This window comes from Aliiroseovarius sp. PrR006 (genome assembly GCF_010500215.1).
Taxonomy (GTDB): Bacteria; Pseudomonadota; Alphaproteobacteria; order Rhodobacterales; family Rhodobacteraceae; genus Aliiroseovarius.
Genome location: NZ_JAAGOY010000004.1, coordinates 1,197,167 through 1,218,227 on the forward strand (window position 1 = coordinate 1,197,167; position 21,061 = coordinate 1,218,227).

General features: G+C 59.5%; 22 protein-coding genes and 2 tRNA genes. 13 read left to right on the forward strand and 11 right to left on the reverse strand.

Annotation, left to right across the window (positions count from 1 at the left end):
- Window positions 1-27: 27 nt before the first annotated feature.
- From G0Q00_RS05890 to coxB, 9 genes are all read right to left on the reverse strand, one after another.
- Window positions 28-612 carry a GNAT family N-acetyltransferase gene (locus tag G0Q00_RS05890; RefSeq protein ID WP_163037250.1) on the reverse strand — a complete coding sequence of 195 codons (585 nt, stop codon included), beginning with the start codon at window positions 610-612 and terminating at the stop codon, window positions 28-30.
- Window positions 612-1,874: a pitrilysin family protein gene (locus G0Q00_RS05895; protein ID WP_163037251.1), complete on the reverse strand. Its 1,263-nt coding sequence runs from the start codon at window positions 1,872-1,874 to the stop codon at window positions 612-614. Before G0Q00_RS05895 ends, G0Q00_RS05890 begins: the two co-directional genes overlap by 1 nt.
- Complete coding sequence (gene thrC, locus G0Q00_RS05900; RefSeq protein WP_163037253.1) at window positions 1,871-3,268, reverse strand: threonine synthase; 1,398 nt, start codon at window positions 3,266-3,268, stop codon at window positions 1,871-1,873. Before thrC ends, G0Q00_RS05895 begins: the two co-directional genes overlap by 4 nt.
- A gap of 14 nt (window positions 3,269-3,282) precedes the next feature.
- A complete protein-coding gene (locus tag G0Q00_RS05905) occupies window positions 3,283-3,951 on the reverse strand; it encodes an SURF1 family protein (protein WP_163037255.1) in 669 nt (222 codons plus the stop codon).
- A 74-nt stretch (window positions 3,952-4,025) separates the two neighbouring features.
- Window positions 4,026-4,826, reverse strand: coding sequence for a cytochrome c oxidase subunit 3 (locus tag G0Q00_RS05910; protein ID WP_163037257.1), 801 nt, complete (start codon window positions 4,824-4,826; stop codon window positions 4,026-4,028).
- 27 nt (window positions 4,827-4,853) lie between these two features.
- Window positions 4,854-5,429 carry a cytochrome c oxidase assembly protein gene (locus G0Q00_RS05915; protein WP_163037259.1) on the reverse strand — a complete coding sequence of 192 codons (576 nt, stop codon included), beginning with the start codon at window positions 5,427-5,429 and terminating at the stop codon, window positions 4,854-4,856.
- Window positions 5,426-5,587 (reverse strand): hypothetical protein, encoded by a 162-nt coding sequence (locus G0Q00_RS15800; RefSeq protein ID WP_203564900.1) that lies wholly within the window; start codon window positions 5,585-5,587, stop codon window positions 5,426-5,428. The genes G0Q00_RS05915 and G0Q00_RS15800 overlap by 4 nt, the downstream gene beginning before the upstream one ends.
- Window positions 5,587-6,531, reverse strand: coding sequence for a heme o synthase (cyoE, locus tag G0Q00_RS05920; RefSeq protein ID WP_133487418.1), 945 nt, complete (start codon window positions 6,529-6,531; stop codon window positions 5,587-5,589). The genes G0Q00_RS15800 and cyoE overlap by 1 nt, the downstream gene beginning before the upstream one ends.
- A gap of 90 nt (window positions 6,532-6,621) precedes the next feature.
- Window positions 6,622-7,482, reverse strand: coding sequence for a cytochrome c oxidase subunit II (gene coxB, locus G0Q00_RS05925; RefSeq protein ID WP_163037261.1), 861 nt, complete (start codon window positions 7,480-7,482; stop codon window positions 6,622-6,624).
- A gap of 206 nt (window positions 7,483-7,688) precedes the next feature.
- On the opposite strand from coxB, the gene tldD reads away from it, so the two are divergent.
- The 6 genes from tldD to G0Q00_RS05955 all read left to right on the forward strand — a co-directional run bounded on the left by tldD (window position 7,689) and on the right by G0Q00_RS05955 (window position 14,750).
- Window positions 7,689-9,113 (forward strand): metalloprotease TldD, encoded by a 1,425-nt coding sequence (gene tldD, locus G0Q00_RS05930; protein WP_163037262.1) that lies wholly within the window; start codon window positions 7,689-7,691, stop codon window positions 9,111-9,113.
- 96 nt (window positions 9,114-9,209) lie between these two features.
- On the forward strand, window positions 9,210-10,391 hold the full coding sequence (gene dprA, locus G0Q00_RS05935) for a DNA-processing protein DprA (RefSeq protein ID WP_163037264.1): 1,182 nt from the start codon (window positions 9,210-9,212) through the stop codon (window positions 10,389-10,391).
- Window positions 10,392-10,528: 137 nt separating this feature from the next.
- Window positions 10,529-13,969, forward strand: coding sequence for a pyruvate carboxylase (locus tag G0Q00_RS05940; RefSeq protein WP_163037266.1), 3,441 nt, complete (start codon window positions 10,529-10,531; stop codon window positions 13,967-13,969).
- A 108-nt stretch (window positions 13,970-14,077) separates the two neighbouring features.
- Window positions 14,078-14,284: a hypothetical protein gene (locus G0Q00_RS05945; protein WP_163037268.1), complete on the forward strand. Its 207-nt coding sequence runs from the start codon at window positions 14,078-14,080 to the stop codon at window positions 14,282-14,284.
- A 273-nt stretch (window positions 14,285-14,557) separates the two neighbouring features.
- Window positions 14,558-14,632, forward strand: a tRNA-Gly gene (locus tag G0Q00_RS05950).
- Window positions 14,633-14,675: 43 nt separating this feature from the next.
- Window positions 14,676-14,750, forward strand: a tRNA-Gly gene (locus G0Q00_RS05955).
- Window positions 14,751-14,922: 172 nt separating this feature from the next.
- On the opposite strand, the gene G0Q00_RS05960 is transcribed toward G0Q00_RS05955, so the two are convergent.
- Window positions 14,923-15,387 carry a helix-turn-helix domain-containing protein gene (locus G0Q00_RS05960; protein WP_239058330.1) on the reverse strand — a complete coding sequence of 155 codons (465 nt, stop codon included), beginning with the start codon at window positions 15,385-15,387 and terminating at the stop codon, window positions 14,923-14,925.
- Window positions 15,388-15,514: 127 nt separating this feature from the next.
- Between G0Q00_RS05960 and G0Q00_RS05965 the strand changes: the two genes are divergently transcribed.
- From G0Q00_RS05965 to hisH, 4 genes are all read left to right on the forward strand, one after another.
- Window positions 15,515-16,393 carry a LysR family transcriptional regulator gene (locus tag G0Q00_RS05965; RefSeq protein WP_163037270.1) on the forward strand — a complete coding sequence of 293 codons (879 nt, stop codon included), beginning with the start codon at window positions 15,515-15,517 and terminating at the stop codon, window positions 16,391-16,393.
- 129 nt (window positions 16,394-16,522) lie between these two features.
- Window positions 16,523-17,239, forward strand: a complete 717-nt coding sequence (locus tag G0Q00_RS05970) for a hypothetical protein (RefSeq protein WP_163037272.1) — start codon at window positions 16,523-16,525, stop codon at window positions 17,237-17,239.
- 144 nt (window positions 17,240-17,383) lie between these two features.
- Entirely contained in the window at window positions 17,384-17,971 is a 588-nt protein-coding gene (hisB, locus tag G0Q00_RS05975; RefSeq protein ID WP_163037273.1) for an imidazoleglycerol-phosphate dehydratase HisB, read from the forward strand.
- 24 nt (window positions 17,972-17,995) lie between these two features.
- Window positions 17,996-18,634, forward strand: a complete 639-nt coding sequence (hisH, locus tag G0Q00_RS05980; protein WP_163037275.1) for an imidazole glycerol phosphate synthase subunit HisH — start codon at window positions 17,996-17,998, stop codon at window positions 18,632-18,634.
- 48 nt (window positions 18,635-18,682) lie between these two features.
- Here the strand turns inward: hisH and G0Q00_RS05985 are convergent, their stop codons facing one another.
- Window positions 18,683-19,066, reverse strand: coding sequence for a DUF2147 domain-containing protein (locus tag G0Q00_RS05985; RefSeq protein WP_163037277.1), 384 nt, complete (start codon window positions 19,064-19,066; stop codon window positions 18,683-18,685).
- A 139-nt stretch (window positions 19,067-19,205) separates the two neighbouring features.
- On the opposite strand from G0Q00_RS05985, the gene hisA reads away from it, so the two are divergent.
- The 3 genes from hisA to G0Q00_RS06000 are packed head-to-tail and all read left to right on the forward strand — an operon-like array spanning window position 19,206 to window position 21,040.
- Window positions 19,206-19,928, forward strand: coding sequence for a 1-(5-phosphoribosyl)-5-[(5-phosphoribosylamino)methylideneamino]imidazole-4-carboxamide isomerase (gene hisA / locus G0Q00_RS05990; RefSeq protein WP_163037279.1), 723 nt, complete (start codon window positions 19,206-19,208; stop codon window positions 19,926-19,928).
- Window positions 19,929-19,931: 3 nt separating this feature from the next.
- Window positions 19,932-20,729 carry an imidazole glycerol phosphate synthase subunit HisF gene (gene hisF / locus G0Q00_RS05995; RefSeq protein WP_163037281.1) on the forward strand — a complete coding sequence of 266 codons (798 nt, stop codon included), beginning with the start codon at window positions 19,932-19,934 and terminating at the stop codon, window positions 20,727-20,729.
- Window positions 20,726-21,040, forward strand: a complete 315-nt coding sequence (locus G0Q00_RS06000; RefSeq protein ID WP_163037283.1) for a phosphoribosyl-ATP diphosphatase — start codon at window positions 20,726-20,728, stop codon at window positions 21,038-21,040. The genes hisF and G0Q00_RS06000 overlap by 4 nt, the downstream gene beginning before the upstream one ends.
- Window positions 21,041-21,061: the final 21 nt, after the last annotated feature.

Genomic DNA, 21,061 nt, shown 5'->3' on the forward strand with positions numbered 1-21,061 from the left:
TCACATGCGGGTCAACAAGCAGCGGTCCTAGCCCGCCTGCGTGCGCCCACGCCGATCTGACCTGAGGTTGGCATAGAGCACGTGATTGCGCCAGCGCCCGTTGATCTGAAGATAGCTTTGCGCCACGCCTTCGTATTTGTAGCCGACCTTTTCCAGCACCCCGCGCGAGGCGGCGTTTTCTGGCAGGCAGCCCGCCTCGAGCCGCGAAAGATCCAGCTCGTTGAACGCGTAGTGCACCAGCGCTTCAAGCCCTTCGCGCATATAGCCCTGACGCGCGAAGCGTTCGCCGATCCAATAACCGGTGGTTCCCGCCTGCGACGGGCCGCGGCGAATGTTGTCCAGTGTCAGTGCCCCCAACAGCGCACCATCCTGACGTCGAAACATGAAAAGTGGAAGCGCCGTGTCACTGGAAACCGAACGATTGGCCCAGTAAACGCGATTTGTGAAACTTTTGCGCGTAAGGTGATCGGCAGCCCATGTGGGCTCCCATGGGGTCAGGAAGTCCCGGCTTGCAACCCGAAGGGCAGCCCATGCGCGATAGTCGCCATGCAAAGGCGGGCGCAGGGTCATGCGTTCGGTTTCAATCCGAACCTTCTTGGGCCGCGCGAACATCAGGCAGCACGTCTTTCCATCAGAGCCTCCAGCGGTTCGGCTTTGTCCGCCGGACCATAGACCGCCATCGCCATGGCGCTGTCCGACAATGAGGCGCCGAAATCACGCAGGTCTTGCAGGGTGACGGCGTCGATCTTGGACACCGTGTCAGCCAGTGTTGGCACCTCGCCCCAGATCCCGACCAATCGCGCCATGCGCTCGGCGCGGGCTGACGGGCTTTCCAGCCCCATCAGAAGCCCGGCCTTCATCTGCGTACGCGCGCGTTCCAGCTCGCGATCAGACATGTCGGACGCGGCACGTTTCATCTCGTCAATGCAAAGGCCCGACAGGGCGGCAATGTCATCACCGGACGTGCCCGCATAGACAGTCAACATACCGGTGTCATCATAGCACCCAACCTGCGAGAAGATCGAATAGCACAACCCGCGTTTCTCGCGCACTTCTTGGAACAGGCGCGAAGACATGCCACCACCCAGCGCCGAGCTGAAGAGCTGTGCCGCATAGAAACCGTCATCGCGATAAGACGGAGCTTCCAAGCCCAGCGTGAAATGCACTTGTTCCAGCGTATTGTTCACCTCGACCCGCGCGCCAGAGGTCCAGCGTGCGGCATCAGGCATCAGCACCGGGCGCGGAGCCAGCCCGCCGAAAGCGGCCTCGGCAAGGCGCAGGATCTCGTCGTGGTTCACTGCCCCCGCGGCTGACAGGATCAGCTGTTCCGGTCCGTAGTGTTGCCCCACGAAACCCGACAGGTCATCGCGACCAAAGGCTTTCACCCGCTCAGACGGACCAAGGATGGTGCGGCCAATGGGCTGTTCCGGGAAGGCGGCTTCCTGCAGCCAGTCGAAAACCACATCATCCGGCGTATCCAACGCCTGACCGATTTCCTGCAGGATCACCCCACGTTCGGTCTCGATCTCGCCGGTGTCGAAAACAGGGTTCAGCACGATATCCGAGATCACGTCGAGCCCCAGCGCTACGTCGTCTTTCAACACGCGCACGTAATAGGCGGTCACCTCGCGCGAGGTATAGGCGTTGATATAGCCGCCCACGTCCTCGATCGCCTCGGCAATCTCAAGCGCGTTGCGTTTTTCGGTACCTTTGAAGGCCATGTGCTCAAGGAAATGCGCGATGCCGTTCTGGGCCTGCGTTTCATGACGACCACCCGCAGTGACCCACACACCGAGTGAGGCACTTTCCAGCCCTGGCATATATTCGGTCACGACGCGTACGCCGTTGGGAAGACGGTCCAGACGCACGGTCATGCAGGGGTGGCCTTTCCGGTACGTTCCATGATCAGCGACTTCAGCGCGTCCAGATCGTTGGCCACGCGGGTCACACGTTCGCCGCGGTCAAACAGGTCGGCCATGCGCGGCGGCAGGGGGGCGTCTTGGCCACATGCATCTTTCACGGCAGCCGGGAATTTTGCGGGGTGGGCTGTGGCCAGCGTGACCATCGGGCTGTCGCCCAGATGCTCGTTGGCCACCTTCACGCCAACCGCCGAGTGCGGGCAGAGTACCTCGCCGGTGGTGGCGAAGCTGGTCTTGATCTGCGCCATGGTTTCGTCTTCCGAGGCACGGCCCGAGGTAAACTGCTCGCGCAGGTATTCCATCGCGCCTTGGCTGATCGAGAAACCGCCGTCGTTCAGGTCGTCCATCTGACCGGCCACAGCTGCGCCATCACGGCCATATGCGTCAAACAAAGCGCGCTCGAAGTTCGAAGACACCTGAATGTCCATCGACGGGCTGATCGAGGGCGTAACGCCCGCCTTGGTATAGGCGCCCGTCTCCATCGTGCGGTGCAGGATGTCGTTTTGGTTGGTGGCGATCACCAGCTGGTCAATCGGCAGGCCCATCTTCTTCGCAATATAGCCCGCGAAGATGTCACCGAAGTTGCCGGTCGGCACGGTGAAGCTGATCTTGCGATGCGGGGCGCCCAGCGACACGGCGGACGAGAAGTAATATACCACCTGCGCCAGCACCCGCGCCCAGTTGATCGAGTTCACGCCTGCCAGTTTCACGCCATCGCGGAAGTCGAAATCGTTGAACATGTCTTTCAGGCGCGCTTGGCAATCGTCGAAGTCGCCATCCACGGCCAGCGCATGCACATTGCTTTCCGACGGCGTGGTCATCTGGCGGCGCTGCACCTCGGACACGCGGCCATGCGGGAACAGGATGAACACGTCAACCGCGTCCAGACCCTTGAAAGCTTCAATGGCGGCCGACCCGGTGTCGCCCGAAGTTGCGCCCACGATGGTGACTTTCTCTCCGCGACGGCTGAGGGCCACTTGGAACAGCTGACCGATCAGCTGCATCGCGAAGTCTTTGAAGGCCAGCGTCGGGCCGTGGAACAGCTCTAGCAGGAAGTGGTTCGGACCCAGCTGCACCAGCGGCGCACGGGCGTCGTGGCCGAAGCCAGCATAGGCCTTGGCGATGATCTCTTTGAACTCTTCGTCGGTGAATGTGTCGCCCACGAACGGGCGCATCACGCGAAAGGCAATCTCTTCATACGACAAGCCAGCAAGAGCGGCGATTTCGTCCTTCGACATGGTCGGCACGGTTTCAGGCACATAAAGGCCGCCGTCACGGGCAAGGCCGGTCAGCATGGCGTCTTCAAAGCTGAGAACAGGTGCGTCGCCGCGGGTCGAGATATAGCGCATCGAAAGTGAGTCCTTCAGGTGTTTCGGCGTTTCTTACGCCATAGCAGGCCAAGTGTCATCACCGACCATGTGAGCGCCAGCAAAAACCACGTTCCTGCATATTCAAGGTGACGGTTGGGGACACCCTCGGATGTGACAGGAAGCGGCAAAACGCGGGGCTCGGCCGGGGTCATCTGGCGGGTGATGACAAGGGTCGGTTGGGTGCCCAGTTCCTCGGCCATCTGGTCAAGGTCGCGGGCAAACCACGTGTTGCCGGACACGTCATTTTCTGGGGTTGAACTACGACGGTCGTCGGGCCAGTGCAGGTTACCCTCGATCTGGATCGGACCTTCTGGCACCGAAGGCATCTCGTCCGCCACACGGATGAAACCCCGGTCGATCAGGATCGCGCCTTGATCGGTCTGTAACGGCGAGATCAGGCGATAGCCTGCCCCAGCTTGTTTGGTCGAGACCAATACACGCAGCGCGCCCTCGCCAAAGCTGCCCGAGACCACGACAGGCAGATAGGTGTCACGCGCCTTGTCGGGCGTTTCCGGCAGAGAGACCGGATCGGCGGCGATGCGGGCGTTGATCTCGACCAGCACGCCCTCTTTCCATTTCAAGCGCTGCACCTGCCATGTGCCCAGCCCGATAAACAGGGCCAGCACGGCGATAGACAGGATAATGGTAACGGCTTGGCGCATGACAGAGATCCGAAAAAAGAGAGGCGCGAGGGTTTCCCCTCGCGCCCCTGATTAGGACTAATCGCAGGTCAGGTTCAACCGCCCCAGATGTAAACAGCAGCGAACAGGAACAGCCATACGACGTCAACGAAGTGCCAGTACCAAGCGGCGGCTTCGAAGCCCACGTGGCTTTCCGGAGTAAAGTGCCCCTTGATCGCACGCATCAGGCAGACGAACAGGAAGATCGTGCCGACGATCACGTGGAAACCGTGGAAGCCGGTGGCCATGAAGAAGTTTACACCATAGATGTTGCCCGAGAACTCAAAGGCGGCGTGGCTGTATTCGTAGGCCTGGAACATGGTGAAGATCACACCCAGGATCACAGCCAGGGTCAGACCCCAAACCAGATCTTTGCGGTTGTTTTCATGCGCAATGGCGTGGTGCGCCCAAGTTACGGCACAACCCGACAGCAGCAGGATCAGGGTGTTGATCAGCGGCAGGTGCCAGGGGTCAAAGGTCTCGATCCCAACCGGTGGCCAAACACCGTCGATTTTGGGCGAGCCTTCGGTCATCGGGTACATTGCGTGCTTAAAGAAGCTCCAGAACCACGCAACGAAGAACATAACTTCGGACATGATGAACAGGATTACGCCATAGCGCAGGCCGATTTTCACGACCGAGGTGTGATCGCCGGTTTCGCCTTCATGCACAATGTCCGACCACCAGGCGAACATGACATAGAGAACGCCAGCCAGACCGGCGAAGAACATCCAAGGTGTTCCGTTAGCCATCCACTGGACGGCGCCAAACAGCATGACGAAGCCAGCGACGGCACCCAAGAACGGGTTCACCGAAGGCGGCAGAATGTGATAATCGTGGTTCTTTGCATGTGCCATAAGCGTCTAGTCCCTGTTCTTCTGGCGTCAGTTTTGCACAACCGTCAGGGGTGCGTCTAGCGAAGCGACCTCTTCCGGCAATTCGGTTTCGTGGAACGTGTAGGACAACGTGATCGCATTCACGTATTTGCCTTCATCGTCCTCGATCATTTCGGGGTCCACGTAGAAGGTGACCGGCATGGTCACGCGTTCTCCGGGTTGCAGCACCTGCTGTTCAAAGCAGAAGCAGTCAATCTTGGTAAAGAAACCACCCGCAGCGAAGGGCGCCACGTTGTAGCTGGCGGTGCCGGCGACCGGGCGGTCGGTGGGGTTGTAAGCTTCATAGAAAGCCAGACCGGTTTCACCCAGACGGATTTCCATCTCGCGCTGGACGGGCTTGAACTCCCACGGCATGCCACGTTCTTTCGAAGCATCGAAGCGCACCAGCACTTTGCGGTCCAGCACCACGTCAGAGGCTTTTTCAGCCACACCGGTGACACCGCCAAAGCCGGTGACGCGGCAGAACCAGTCATAGAACGGAACCGAGGCCCAGCTGAGCGATCCCATCAGGACCACTACGCCGACCATCTTGGCTGCCGTCATCTGGTGCTGCGAAAGGCTCATTGGCTGGCCTCCGAAGCGGCTTCCGGCTGATACAGCTCGCCGACTTTTGCCACGGTCAGGCCGTAGACAAGGGCGACAAAGCCCACAAGAACAAGGCCCAACCCGATGTTACGGGAAAAGCGGCGCTTGTGCATTTCGTGTTCTGCCTTGATCGCCATTAACCCCAGCCCCCTAGACCGAAAGGTTTCAGCGAGGCTTCAACCAGCAGCGCACCATAGTGCAGGAACAGATAGGCCAGCGACAGTTTGAACAGACCGCGTTCGGCCTTGTGGCTGTCTGCTTCGCTATCTGCATCGGTGCGACGGAACACGTCCCATGCACCTTTGATGAACATGGCGTTCAGAACCAGCGCGATCACCATATAGGTGGGGCCACCGACCGAGGTCAGACCCAGCGCGATGGCCACGGCGGCCAGTGCGAATGTGTAGCCAAGGATATGGTTGCGGGTCGCTTTGCGGCCGTGGGTCACGGTCAGCATTGGCACGCCTGCATTGGCATAGTCACCCTTGGTGAACAGGGCCAGCGCCCAGAAGTGCGGCGGCGTCCACGCGAAGGTCAAAGCGAACATCAGAACGCTTTCGATCGAGATCCCACCGGTGGCAACAGCCCAGCCGATCATCGGAGGGAACGCGCCCGCCGCGCCACCGATCACGATGTTCTGCGGGGTCCAGCGTTTCAGCCACATCGTATAGATCACGACATAGAAGAAGATGGTGAAGGCCAGCAGGGCTGCGGCCATCAGGTTGGCAGCAAGTCCCAGCATCACAACAGCCATGACCGACAGGGTAATGCCGATGGCAAACGCCTCGCCTTCTTCAACCTTGCCCGAGGGGATCGGACGGGTCAGGGTGCGCTTCATCTTGCGGTCGATGTCCGCATCCCACCACATGTTCAAGGCACCCGAGGCACCACCGCCCACGGCGATGAACAGGATCGAGGCCAGACCAACGATCGGGTTCACGCCAACCGGCGCGACCAGCAGCCCAACAAGGGCCGTGAACACCACCAGCGACATGACACGCGGCTTCAGCAGCGCGAAATAATCGCCAAATCCGGCCTCGCCGGTTTCGGTCTTGGTGGTTTGAATGCTGGCGTCAGTCATGATGTTTTGGCGCTCTGGCTAGGGTCTTTTTGGTAAGAAACCGCCCTCGGAAGGGCGGCTTGTGGGAAGGGGTTGCCCCCTTCCGTCTGATCAGTTGGCCGAGGCGACCTGAATTGCCGGCATGGTGGTCACGTCGCCTGCATATTCTTCGATCGCGCCTTTCAGCCATGCTTCATATTCGGCTTCGGTCACGGCTTTCACAGTGATCGGCATGTAAGCGTGGTCTTTGCCGCACAGTTCCGAACACTGACCGAAGTAAATGCCTTCCTTGCCGGGCTCAACTTCGAACCACAGCTCGGCCAAACGACCGGGGACGGCGTCCTGCTTCACGCCAAAGGCGGGAATGGTCCAGGAATGGATCACGTCGGCAGCGGTTACCTGCATCACGACCTTCTTGCCGGTGGGCACGACAACAGCGGTGTCGGTGGCCAGCAGATAGTCGCTCTTGTCATAACCATTGTCTTCAAGCTCGTCCTTGGCCAGCATGAAGCTGTCGAAACCGAACTCGTGCTCGGGATACTCGTAGCCCCAGTACCACTGATAGCCGGTCACCTTGATCACAACGTCACCTTTGGGGATGACCTGCTGCTGGAACAGAACCGGCAACGAGAAGGCACCGATGAAAACCAGGATCACAACGGGGATCAGGGTCCATGCGATCTCAATCGGGGTGTGGTGCGAGAAGGTCGCGGGCTCGGGGTTGGCGCGGCGGTTGTGGCGAACGATCACCCACAGCAGCAGCGCGGTTACGAACAGCGAGATGGCGATGATGATCACGTTGATCAGACCGTCCAGCCACTGTGCGCTTTCAGCGATGTTGGTTGCTGCAGGTTGGAACCCGATTGCACCGTCGACCGGTTTACCGATCACTTCGAGGTTTTCCTGAGCCGAGGCGATACCCGCCGTCATCATAGCCGTTGCAGTGGCGAAAAGGCTGCTGAAACGCATCATATTCGTCTTTCTCTTCCCTGTGCCGCGCGGCCCGACACCGGTGATTTCCGGTTCAAGCTGCTGCGCGCTCATGCCTCTCCCGCACACGGGGCGCGGGAATCCCTTGTTTCTCATTGGTGTGAAACCATATTAGAAAGCTGGGAACAAGGAAAAACCTTCTCAAGTTAACGAACAACGTCGCGTTTAGCGCAAACTAAAGGCCCCCTATGACCGACACCACCGCATTTCGCCCGTTCGAGACCCTGATTGGTCAGGATGAGGCCTCGAGGATTCTGGCGCAGACGACACACGGGGCCGATGATGGCGAATTGTTTCTGGAACGGATGCGGTCCGAGGCCTTGGTCTTTGATGACGGACGCCTGCGCAATGCCAGCTATGACGCGTCCGAGGGCTTTGGCCTGCGCGCCGTGAATGGCGAGACCACTGGCTACGCCCACTCGACCGAGATCAGCGAAGCAGCACTGAAACGTGCCGCGTCCACGGTCGCTTTGGCCGTGGGTGATGGCGGCGGCACTTGGGCTGATGCTCCTGCCCGCACCAATCGCAAGCTTTATACAGATGCCGACCCGATGGCCGATGCGGGCTTTGGCCTGAAGGTCGAGACATTGCGCGAGATCGACGCCTTCACCCGCGACCTTGATTCGCGGGTTGTTCAGGTCTCGGCGACCATCGCGGCCTCCTTGCAGGAGGTGCATATCCTGCGCCCAGACGGCCAGCTGGTCTCGGACACGCGCCCGATGACACGTCTGAACGTGTCTGTAATCGTCGAGAAAGACGGGCGTCGCGAAAGCGGATCCTCTGGCGGTGGCGGACGCGCAGGCCTGACCGGGCTAATGGACCCGCAACACTGGCAAAGCACCGCGCGCGAGGCGCTTCGCATCGCATTGGTGAACCTCGACGCGGTGCCTGCCCCTGCGGGCGTGATGGACGTGGTGCTGGGCAATGGCTGGCCCGGCATCCTGCTGCACGAAGCGGTGGGCCACGGGTTGGAGGGCGACTTCAACCGCAAAGGCACCTCAGCTTTCTCTGGACTTGTGGGCCAACAGGTAGCAGCCAAAGGGGTAACCGTCGTGGATGACGGCACCCTGCCCGACCGCCGCGGTTCGATCAGCGTGGATGACGAAGGCACGCCCTCGGGCCGGACCACCCTGATCGAAGACGGCGTGCTGGTCGGCTATATGCAGGACCGCCAGAATGCACGCTTGATGGGCGTACCCGCCACCGGTAACGGTCGGCGCCAAAGCTATGCACACGCGCCCATGCCGCGCATGACCAACACCATTATGGAGGGCGGAGACGCCACTCCAGAAGAGGTGCTGGGCGAGCTGAAAGACGGCATCTATGCAGTCGGGTTCGGTGGCGGTCAGGTGGACATCACAAACGGCAAGTTCGTATTCAGCTGCACTGAGGCCTACCGCGTTGAAGGCGGCAAAGTCGGCGCGCCGGTGAAAGGTGCCACCCTGATCGGAGACGGCCCACAGGCGATGAAGCAAATCCGCGCAATTGGAAATGACATGGCGCTGGATCCCGGCGTGGGCACTTGCGGCAAGGCCGGGCAATCGGTCCCGGTTGGTGTTGGGCAGCCATCGCTGTTGATCGGTGGACTGACGGTTGGGGGCTCTGCGGCGTAACGACTCTGACCGCGGGTGGATCCTTTGTTTTAAAGCGATTCACCCGCCGTTAACCAATTTCCCTGCATGCTGATCCGGCAAAAGACGGAATCACGTATGACCAAGGACCTTTTCCAACCTCTTCACCCCATTCCCTCACCCAGGACAGAGGATGAGGCCTTCGCGTGGATCCGTCTTTTGCGCTCGCGCCGTGTCGGCGTATCAACCTTTTTCAGACTTCTAAATGAACATGGCTCGGCCGAGGCGGCGCTGGACGCCCTGCCCGAAGTCGCCAAGGCCGCGGGCGTGAAAGACTATGCCCCCTGCCCCGAACATGTGGCCGAAGACGAATATCGCCGGGCACAGATGGCAGGGGCCAAGATGATCTGTTGGGGCAGCGACGCCTATCCGGCGCTGTTATCCGAGATATCGGACCCGCCCCCATTTTTCTGGGCGATGGGCGACGAGGCCTTGCTGCGTAGCCCCGTCGTCGCGCTGATTGGTGCACGCAATGCCTCATCTATTGGGACACGCATGGCCCGCAAACTGGCGTGCGAACTGGGCGAAGCTGGGTTCACCGTGATCTCGGGTCTCGCGCGCGGGATCGATACCGTCGCCCATGAAGCGGCGCTGAAATCTGGCAAAACCATTGCCGTGATGGCAGGCGGCGTGGATGTAATCTACCCCAAGGAAAACACCGATCTGGCCGAAGACATTGCCCGCGACGGGTTGCGCATCTCGGAAATGCCGCCGGGTGTGACACCGCAAGCGCGGCACTTCCCGCGCCGCAACAGGCTGATCTCGGGGCTGGCCCGCGCCGTGGTGGTGGTCGAGGCCGCCGCGAAATCCGGGTCGCTTCTGACCGCACGCAACGCGTTGGATCAAGGGCGCGATGTATTAGCGGTTCCGGGGCACCCGTTCGACGCCCGCGCCTATGGCTGTAACATGCTAATCCGCGATGGCGCGGCATTGGTCCGCAACGCGGCAGACGTCATTGAGGCCATCGGCCCCGCAACAACTGTCACGCCGTCTGACGCGAAATCGCACGCAAATGACGCTTCCGCTACCGCAGAACAGTCCGGAACTCGTGACAAAAGGACATTGGCAGAAACCGCCAAACTACACGGCCAGATCCTGTCCAGACTGGGATCGTGCCCGTTGGCCGAGGATCAGTTGATCCGGGACATTGGCCAGTCACATGGTCTGGGCTCGCAACAGATTTTGCCCGAGCTGGTAAATCTTGAGCTGGAAGGGCGCATCACGCGCCAAGCAGGGGGGCTTCTAACGAAGTCTTCGTAGCCAATTGTGACTTTTGGTAATATTATTTTACCAATTTAGCGCTAAACCTTACCCAATCGTTACAAAAACTATTGCGCTGCAATGCGGCACGCCCTACGACTCCTGCAATTCCATGAACGGGACAAGGGGGACCACTGATGCGCGACTTTCAGAAAATCCTGATCGCCAACCGGGGCGAGATTGCAATCCGCGTGATGCGGGCTGCGAACGAGATGGGCAAGAAGACCGTTGCGGTCTATGCCGAAGAAGACAAGCTGGGCCTGCACCGCTTCAAAGCGGACGAGGCCTATCGGATCGGCGAAGGCATGGGCCCTGTGGCCGCCTATCTGTCGATTGACGAGATCATCCGCGTTGCCAAGGAAAGCGGTGCGGATGCGATCCACCCGGGCTATGGCCTTCTGTCCGAGAACCCGGATTTCGTAGACGCCTGTGCGGCAAACGGCATCACCTTCATTGGCCCCAAGGCCGCAACCATGCGTGCGTTGGGCGACAAGGCCTCGGCCCGCAAAGTGGCCATTGAAGCCGGCGTGCCCGTCATCCCTGCTACTGAGGTGTTGGGCGATGACATGGCTGCGATCAAGAAAGAAGCCGCCGAGGTCGGGTATCCCTTGATGCTGAAAGCCTCGTGGGGCGGCGGCGGGCGGGGTATGCGCCCGATCTTCGGTGAAGACGAAGTTGAAGAGAAAGTCTTGGAAGGCCGCCGCGAAGCCGAAGCTGCTTTCGGCAATGGCGAAGGCTATCTGGAAAAGATGATCACCCGCGCCCGTCACGTCGAGGTGCAGATCTTGGGCGACAGCCACGGCAATATCTATCACCTTTATGAACGCGACTGTTCGGTCCAACGCCGCAACCAGAAAGTGGTTGAACGCGCGCCCGCGCCGTACCTGTCGGAAGCCCAGCGTGAGGAACTCTGCGAACTTGGCCGCAAGATTTGTAGCCACGTGAACTATGAATGCGCGGGCACGGTCGAGTTCCTAATGGATATGGAAAGCGGCAAGTTCTACTTCATCGAGGTGAACCCCCGCGTACAGGTGGAACACACCGTCACCGAGGAAGTCACCGGCATCGACATCGTGCAGGCACAGATCCTGATCGCTGAAGGCAAATCGCTGTCCGAGGCCACCGGCAAAGCCAGCCAGTACGACATCCGCCTGAACGGCCACGCGCTGCAGACCCGCGTGACCACGGAAGACCCGCAGAACAACTTCATTCCGGATTACGGCCGCATCACGGCCTATCGTTCGGCCACAGGCATGGGCATTCGTCTGGATGGCGGCACGGCTTACGCGGGCGGCGTCATCACGCGCTACTACGACAGCCTGCTGACCAAAGTGACGGCCTGGGCGCAGACGCCGGAAAAGGCGATTGCCCGCATGGACCGCGCGCTGCGGGAATTCCGTGTGCGCGGTGTGTCAACGAACATTGCCTTCGTCGAAAACCTGCTGAAGCACCCGACCTTCCTGAACAATCAGTACACGACCAAGTTCATCGACGAGACGCCTGAGCTGTTCAAGTTCTCGAAACGTCGCGACCGCGGCACCAAGGTGCTGACATATATCGCGGACATCACCGTGAACGGGCACCCGGAAACGGCAGACCGCCCGGCCCCGCCCGCCGATCTGAAAGCGCCGAAGCCGCCTGCGCTGCGCGCGGATCCGGCTGCTGGCACGCGCACTCTGCTTGAGGCCGAAGGCCCGCAGGCGGTTGCCGATTGGATGAAGGCGCAAAAGCAGCTGCTGATCACCGACACCACCATGCGTGACGGGCACCAGTCGCTTCTGGCAACCCGCATGCGCTCGATCGACATGATCAAGGTGGCACCGGCCTACGCCGCAAACCTGCCAAGCTTGTTCTCGGTCGAATGCTGGGGCGGTGCGACCTTCGACGTGGCGTATCGCTTCTTGCAGGAATGCCCATGGCAGCGCCTGCGCGACCTACGCACCGCGATGCCGAATGTGATGACGCAGATGCTGCTGCGTGCGTCGAACGGGGTTGGCTATACGAACTATCCTGACAACGTGGTGCAAGAATTTGTGCGTCAGGCAGCGGTGTCTGGCGTTGATGTGTTCCGCGTGTTCGACTCGCTCAACTGGGTGGAAAACATGCGCGTCGCGATGGACGCTGTGGTCGACGCAGGCAAGGTCTGCGAAGGCACGGTTTGCTATACCGGCGACATTCTGAACCCGGATCGCTCGAAATACGACCTGAAATACTATGTCGGCATGGCGAAAGAGCTGGAAGCCGCAGGCGCACACGTTCTTGGCTTGAAAGACATGGCCGGTCTGTTGAAACCCGCCGCGGCCCGCGTTCTGGTGAAGGCGCTGAAGGAAGAGGTCGGGCTGCCGATCCACTTCCACACGCACGACACCTCGGGCATTGCAGGCGCGACCATTCTGGCCGCAGCTGACGCGGGCGTAGACGCTGTGGACGCCGCAATGGACGCATTCAGTGGCGGAACGTCGCAAGCTTGTCTGGGCTCGGTCGTCGAAGCCTTGCGCAACACCGACCGCGACACTGGCTTGGACATTGGTGCAATCCGCGAAGTCTCGAACTATTGGGAAGGTGTACGCCACCAGTACACAGCCTTTGAAAGCGGACTGGAGGCTCCGGCATCTGAGGTCTACCTGCACGAGATGCCCGGCGGTCAGTTCACCAACCTGAAGGCGCAGGCGCGCTCGCTTGGGCTGGAAGAGAAATGGCCGGACGTGGCGCAAAGCTATGCAGACGTGAACCAGATGTTTGGCGACATCGTGAAGGTTACTCCGTCGTCCAAGGTTGTGGGTGACATGGCCCTGATGATGGTCAGCCAAGGCCTGACCCGCGACGAGGTCGAGGATCCCAAGACCGATGTAGCCTTCCCGGATTCGGTGGTCGACATGATGCGCGGCAATCTGGGCCAACCGCCCGGTGGCTTCCCCAAGTCGATCATCAAGAAGGTGCTGAAGGACGAGAAGCCCAATCTGGAGCGTCCCGGCAAGCATCTGGAACCGGTGGATCTTGAAGGCGCCCGCGCCGAGCTGTCGAAAGAGCTGGAAGGCTTTAAGGTCGATGACGAGGATCTGAACGGCTACCTGATGTATCCCAAGGTCTTCCTGGATTACATGGGGCGTCACCGCCTGTACGGCCCTGTCCGCACCCTACCGACCAAGACCTTCTTCTATGGCATGGAGCCGGGGGAAGAGATCTCGGCCGAGATCGATCCGGGCAAGACGCTTGAAATCCGTCTGCAAGCATTGGGCGAAACCGACGAGAACGGCGAAGTGAAGGTGTTCTTCGAACTGAACGGTCAGCCGCGTACAATCCGCGTGCCGAACCGTCTGGTGAAGTCGTCGACCGAAGCGCGCCCCAAGGCTGCCGACGGCAACCCGAACCATGTGGGTGCCCCGATGCCGGGCGTTGTTGCCTCGGTTGCCGTGGCTGCGGGTCAGCAGGTGCACGAAGGTGATCTGCTGCTGACGATCGAGGCCATGAAGATGGAAACCGGGATCCACGCAGAACGCGATGCGGTCGTCAAAGCCCTGCACGTGCAGGCGGGCGGCCAGATCGACGCAAAGGACCTGCTGGTCGAGCTGGAATAACAGACACGATCAAAAACAAGAAAACGGCCGTCCAAAGGGCGGCCGTTTTTCTTTTTGAGGCGCTTAACCGTTGACCTAACCGCCGGCTTAAAAGGCGCTCTCACGACTTTGTCGCGCCTTGATCTGGCAGTGATTGTGATGGTGATGCGCGTCGCGGTGGTTTTCGTCATGACATTTCGGACAAAGGGCGACCGGCGTCAGGACGCGCTCACCGCCCCCCAAGCGGGCCATGAATTCATCACCGCAGACCTCAAGGCTTTCGCCACGGGCTGCAAGTTCTGCGGACGTCACGCCGCAGCATTCACACTGCTTTAACGACAACGCCTCACGGCGTTCTCGCTCGGTTACCACCTTTTGATAGTTGCAAGCTTCTAGTTTCAAAACACACCCTCCCCAGGATGATTCTGAGCCCCACACTCATTCCTCCTTATTATATAAGCAAGAATCGTGCGTTTTTTAGGTCAATTCTTTGTGTGTACTAAGATGCGCCCCCGCACTTCCCTGTTCCCAGCAAAAAAAACTGGAAATTCTCGCTTTTCCCCTTGCAGCCCGCGCCCGTATTTCTTATTCCACGCCTCACCGAAGGAAGCGGGCGTAGCTCAGGGGTAGAGCATAACCTTGCCAAGGTTAGGGTCGGGCGTTCGAATCGCCTCGCCCGCTCCAATCGGAACCCAGTCTGGCAACCCACCAGACACTGCCATAGGAAGCGGGCGTAGCTCAGGGGTAGAGCATAACCTTGCCAAGGTTAGGGTCGGGCGTTCGAATCGCCTCGCCCGCTCCAAATGGACCAGATCCCAAAATCGATGGATAGACACAAGACGCAACGTTTGATGCGTCTGCTTATGCGTGTATCGCGCGCCTGTCAGAATTGGCGTGCGCCAAAAAGTAAGGGGACGCGCATTGCGCATCCCCTTATCCCCAGTTCATCCTTCCCCTCAGAGGACGGTGTGGGTTCAGGCGCTTAAAGATTGGCGCCCGGCAAGTTCGTGAATCATTGATTGGATCTGCGCACGGATCTTTTCATCCGTGATCGAGGACAATGCCTGCGCCGCCTTGGCGGTCCGCTCGTCCAGGGCTTCGCGTTGCGGCACACCCGCACGCGGCAGTCCTTCGAAGAAGTAGGCAGGCTCGACATCAAGCAGCTGTGCAATTTCGAACATCTTGCTGGCCGACACCCGGTTATAACCGGTTTCGTACTTTTGCAGCTGCTGGAACGACAGCCCCAGTTTTTCAGCTACGTTAACTTGCGTCATGCCCCGCAGCAGGCGCACTTCGCGAATTTTCTTTCCCACATGAACATCTACTGGATGTACCATTTTTTCACCACATAATTGTTTCCCGCTAAGGGAGAATGGCACCAAACGATATGAAACCCAACTGGTGAGGTATGAACAATCATGTAACATTTTTAATTGCATGATGGATGATTTATGTTACCAAATCTAATTGAGGCCTTTTTTATAAGGGCTTTTCGATCAGCCGTTTCGCAGGTCAGGTGAAGTGTTTCACTTGCGTGCACAATGCGTTTACAGCCAAGGAGCAGAGATGACCCATCGCGATGCACCTGCACTGCTCTACGAGATGCTGAGGTCTTTCGCCTCATTGGCGCAAACCTTGAACCTTTCCAAGACGGTCAAGAACCTTGGAAGCACGCGTCAAACTGTACGTCGGCACATTGATCACCTTGAAGAATATATGGGCAATCCGCTGTTCTCGTTTGACAACCGACAGTACAAACTGACCGAAACCGGAGAGAACGCCCTTAAAGAGGCCGAAGAGCTTCTGGCGCGGGGCGAAGCGTGGTTGAACAGCGAAAGCAGGCATGTTCACGGCCTGCACTACCTCGCCTTGCAAGCAGGTAAGATCCCCTACTTCTTGCAGCAGCATCCTTTGACCGCGTTATGGGACAATTCATCCGAGCTTTTGAAGTTTGGGTTCCATTGCTGGGCACAGTCCGAAGGCGAGTTGGAGAGCCCAGATTTCGCCAATTTGCGTCCTTATTTAATGGTGTTCAGATACAACCGGCAAAACGGCGACTGGATTTGTACTGAAGTCGGCGAGAAATCGTCCTTCGCAACCTGGTTTGGGTGGGAAAAGTACAGGTCTGCCGTTGGGCGCAGCGCGGTCAATCTGCCCACCGACAAAGGATACAGCTATCTGCTAACGCAGTCCTTCCACGATGTGGCCAGCACGCGCAGCGTAAGACTGGACCATATCCATACCCACATGCCGTATGGACCGGATGATACACCAACACCAATCTCGTATCATCGCTTGGTTATGGCCTGCCGATATGCGGACGGAGATCTGGCCTTGGCGACGCTGATTGACCGGACCCTGAACGTTGAAATTCTGGATCTTCCGGACGACATGCGGCTGGCGATGCCCCCTGAACTGGCAATGGATACAAAACCGCCTTTCTGAAGTCTTGTTTTCAGCTTCTGTGTCAATTTCACGCCACATACTTGACTATTTCCAACCGTGACGGGTTCATTCGACAAATCGTGGTGAACGCGCGAAACTTGGTCATAACCACTGATAAATGAGGTTCAGATGACCATTCACGATACATTCGCCGGCGCGCAGTACATCACGCGCATGCTGGACATCATTGCAGAGAAGGGCGTGATGATCGAAATAGGGACAGATTTCGATCTTTACGCGAGCTATATTGAAAAACACCGGACCAAGCTTCCACTGGGTCTGGCCTTCGACCCCAAGGTTCAGAAATTAACCGAAGACACCGGGTTCTGGATCGCGGGTTGGGACAGCGAAGGCAAGATGATGCACTCGCAAGCGATGCGCATGATCGACATGTCCGACACCTATCTGTCAGACTATCTTAGCGAGAATTTTCAACGGTTTGCACCACCTGGATACACTCTGGACATGAGCCGCAGCATCTACCGGGCTGGCCCCGGCGCGAAGCGGATTACCGGCCGGATTTGCTATCACGGGGACCTTTGGGTCGAAAGCAGCGACCGTTATCGCGGCACTGGGCTTCCCGGCATTCTGGCGCGATTCGCCCTAGCAACGAGTCTTCTGCGTTGGTCGCCGGATCACGTATTCGGTTTCATGGCCCAGCATCACGCTTTCCGTGGCCTCGCCGAACGCGAGGGATACATGCACTGTGAGCCGGGCGCACTGGAATTACACACGCGCGAGTTGAATACGGTGATTCGCGGATTCCTGACCTATATGTCGCGCGAAGACTTGAACTTCCTGATGGAAATCTGCCCGCGCGAGTTCGTGATGTCTCAGGCGGCATAAACACGCGCGGACGGGATTTCCCGTCCGGTGCACCTGACCGGATTTGGGGCGCGCAGACCACAGCGCCCCTTTTCGTTCCGTTTGCCGTCTTTTCGCCGCCGCCCCGCCCCCCTATAAGGGGCGCAGGTAATAAAAGGACATGCCATGCGGCGCGCTACGATCACTCGCAAAACCGCTGAAACCGCAATCTCGGTCGAACTGAACCTCGACGGGACCGGTCAGTATGACAATCAGACCGGCGTGGGCTTTTTTGACCATATGCTGGATCAGCTGTCGCGCCACTCGCTGATCGACATGACGATCCGCGCCGAAGGGGATCTGCATATCGACGATCACCACACGGTCGAAGATACCGGCATTGCCATCGGGCAAGCGCTGGTCGCAGCACTTGGCGACAAGAAGGGCATCCGTCGCTATGGCGAATGCCACCTGCCAATGGATGACGCGCAAGTTCGTGCAGCGCTGGACCTGTCCGCCCGCCCGTTCCTGATTTGGAATGTGGACTTCGCCGCTCCGAAGATCGGCAATTTCGACACTGAACTGGTGCGCGAGTTCTTCCAGGCGCTGGCAACGCACGGCGGCATCACGCTGCATATCGACCAGATCCACGGCTTCAACGCCCACCACGTGGCCGAAGCCGCGTTCAAGGCTGTGGCCCGTGCGCTGCGCATCGCCGTTGAAACCGATCCGCGCAAGGCGGACGCCATCCCCTCGACCAAAGGTGCGCTCTGACGCGCACCCGATCGGAGACCTATTATGCTGACCGTGATCATCGACTATGACAGCGGCAACCTGCACTCGGCCGAAAAAGCGTTTCAGCGCATGGCGGCCGAGACAAACGCAGGCGACGTGATCGTTTCCACCAAGCCCGAGGACGTATCCCGCGCAGACCGGATCGTCCTGCCCGGCGACGGGGCTTTTCCGGCGTGCCGCCAACAGCTGTCCGACCATCGCGGCATCTATGAAGCGCTGGAAGAGGCCGTCATCACGCAGGGCCGCCCCTTCATGGGCATCTGCGTGGGTATGCAGATGCTAGCCACCGTCAGCCACGAATATCAGGACACGGACGGGTTCGACTGGATCAAGGGCCATGTGCGCAAGATCACTCCGGCTGATCCTGCGCTGAAAGTGCCGCATATGGGCTGGAACGATCTGGTGATCGACAGCGACCACCCGGTGCTGGATGGCGTGAAAACCGGCGACCATGCCTATTTCGTGCACTCGTATCACTTCGTCGTGGACAACGCGGGGGAGCGTCTGGCCCATTGTGACTATGCCGGTGACATCACCGCTATTGTCGGACGTGACAACATGATCGGCATGCAATTCCACCCGGAAAAAAGCCAAGCTGCAGGGCTAAGGATGATCGCCAATTTCCTGACCTGGACACCGTAAACAAAAGGGCGCCGCATCGGGCGCCCTTCTTGATTTTAGAACCAGCGGTTATTGAACCTTAGTCCAAGTCTGCTTCTTGCAGATCGGCCCCACACAGCCTGCGACTTTCAACGTCGATCCCGACAGTGTCATTTTCGACTTATAGACCTTGTCCGTCGAAGGCTGCCAGATCTTGCCGCCCGAATACTTACCGCTCCCTTTGGCGTTCATGTCCCAGACCAACTGTTTTCCGATATTCTCGGACTGGTATTCGCCCGACGCATTGAACGTGCGCGAAATCACACCGCACAAAGCCGCCCCGCATTGCGAAAAGGTGACATGTGCATAAGCGCCATCATCCACCTGCGTCTTCCACACACCCAGCACTGGTTCAGCCATGGCCGGTCCTGCCAGCCCAACTGCAAGCGCCACTGCGGCAATCACTCGTTTCATAGGATCCTCCCTGTTTTGCGGATATCCTGACGTCCCCGGCGGCGCTGTGGCAAGTATGACGTGGCGGGAGGTCGCGCTTGGCTTTCCCCCTTGTCCGTGCAAAAAGCAGCGCAACCGACTGATTAACGGAGCGCCAGCCATGATCCTCTATCCTGCCATCGACCTGAAAGACGGCCAATGCGTGCGCTTGCTGCGCGGCGAGATGGAAGAAGCAACCGTGTTTAACGACGACCCCGCAGCTCAGGCGCGGGCGTTTCAGGACGCGGGTTGCGAATGGATCCATCTGGTCGACCTGAACGGTGCGTTCGCAGGCGAGCCAGTGAACGGCGCCGCCGTCGAAGCCATCTTGGGCGCCATCGACGTCCCTGCCCAGCTGGGCGGCGGCATCCGCGACATGGCCACCATCGAAAGCTGGATCGAAAAGGGTCTGTCCCGCGTGATCCTTGGCACTGTGGCCGTCGAAAACCCCGATCTGGTCCGTGAAGCCTCCCGCGCCTTCCCGGGCAAGGTCGCCGTCGGCATCGACGCCCGTGACGGTCGCGTTGCCACCAAAGGCTGGGCCGAGGAAACCGACGTCATGGTCACCGACCTTGCCAAGTCGTTTGAGGACGCAGGCGTCTGCGCCATCATCTACACCGACATCAACCGCGACGGCGCGATGCAAGGCCCGAACACCGAGGCGACTGCCGATCTGGCCCGCGCGGTCTCGATCCCCGTCATCGCATCAGGCGGCGTCAGCTCGTTGGACGACCTGCGCGCGCTGAAATCCTGCGGTGCCCCCCTGAACGGCGCCATCTCGGGCCGCGCGCTTTATGACGGCGCGATTGATTTGAAAGAGGCGTTGGACGTCCTGAAAGGCTGATACATGCTGAAAACCCGCATCATCCCCTGTCTCGACGTGGCCGAGGGCCGCACGGTGAAAGGCGTCAACTTCGTCGATCTGATCGACGCGGGCGACCCGGTGGAACAGGCGCGCGCCTATGACGCCGCCGGTGCAGACGAACTCTGTTTCCTCGATATCAAGGCGACCCACGAAAACCGGGGCACCATGTATGATCTGGCCACCCGCACGGCCGAGCAGTGCTTCATGCCGCTGACCATCGGTGGCGGTGTGCGCAGCCCGGAAGACGTGCGCGACCTCCTTCTGGCGGGCGCGGACAAGGTCAGCTTCAATTCAGCCGCCGTAGCTGACCCGGATGTGATCGCACGTTCGGCAGACCGTTTCGGCAGCCAATGCATCGTGGTCGCCATCGACGCCAAGACCATTGGACATGACGCGGACGGAAATCCCAACAAATGGGGCATCTTTACCCATGGCGGCCGCAAACCCGCGCTGGATGCGGATGGCAACCCGATTGATGCAGTCGAGTTCGCCAAACTGATGGAACAGAAAGGCGCGGGTGAAATCCTGCTGACCTCGATGGACCGCGACGGCACCCGCGCAGGCTTCAACCTGCCGCTGACCCGCGCCATTTCCGACGCGGTGCATGTGCCGGTGATCGCCTCGGGCGGCGTTGGCAATCTGGACCACCTTGTGGAGGGCGTGACCGAAGGCGGCGCCAGCGCTGTGCTGGCGGCCTCCATCTTCCACTTCGGCGACTACACCATCCGCGAGGCCAAAGAACACATGGCCGCCGCAGGCATCCCGATGAGGCTGACATGAGCATTCTGACCCAACTGGCCGCTACGATCGAGGCGCGCAAATCCGCAGATCCCGACAGCAGCTGGACCGCCAAACTGCTGGCCAAAGGCCCTGAAAAATGCGCCGAAAAGTTCGGGGAAGAAGCGATCGAGGCTATCATCGCCGCCGCCAAAAACGATCGCGAGAACCTGACCTACGAGGCTGCGGACGTGCTCTATCACCTTCTGGTCATGCTCGCCGCCCGCGACGTGGCTCTGGAAGACGTGCTGGCCGAGCTTGAGCGTCGCGAAGGCACCTCGGGCATCGCAGAAAAAGCAGCGCGCCAGACCTAAGACTCTCTTTTTCTTGTCTTA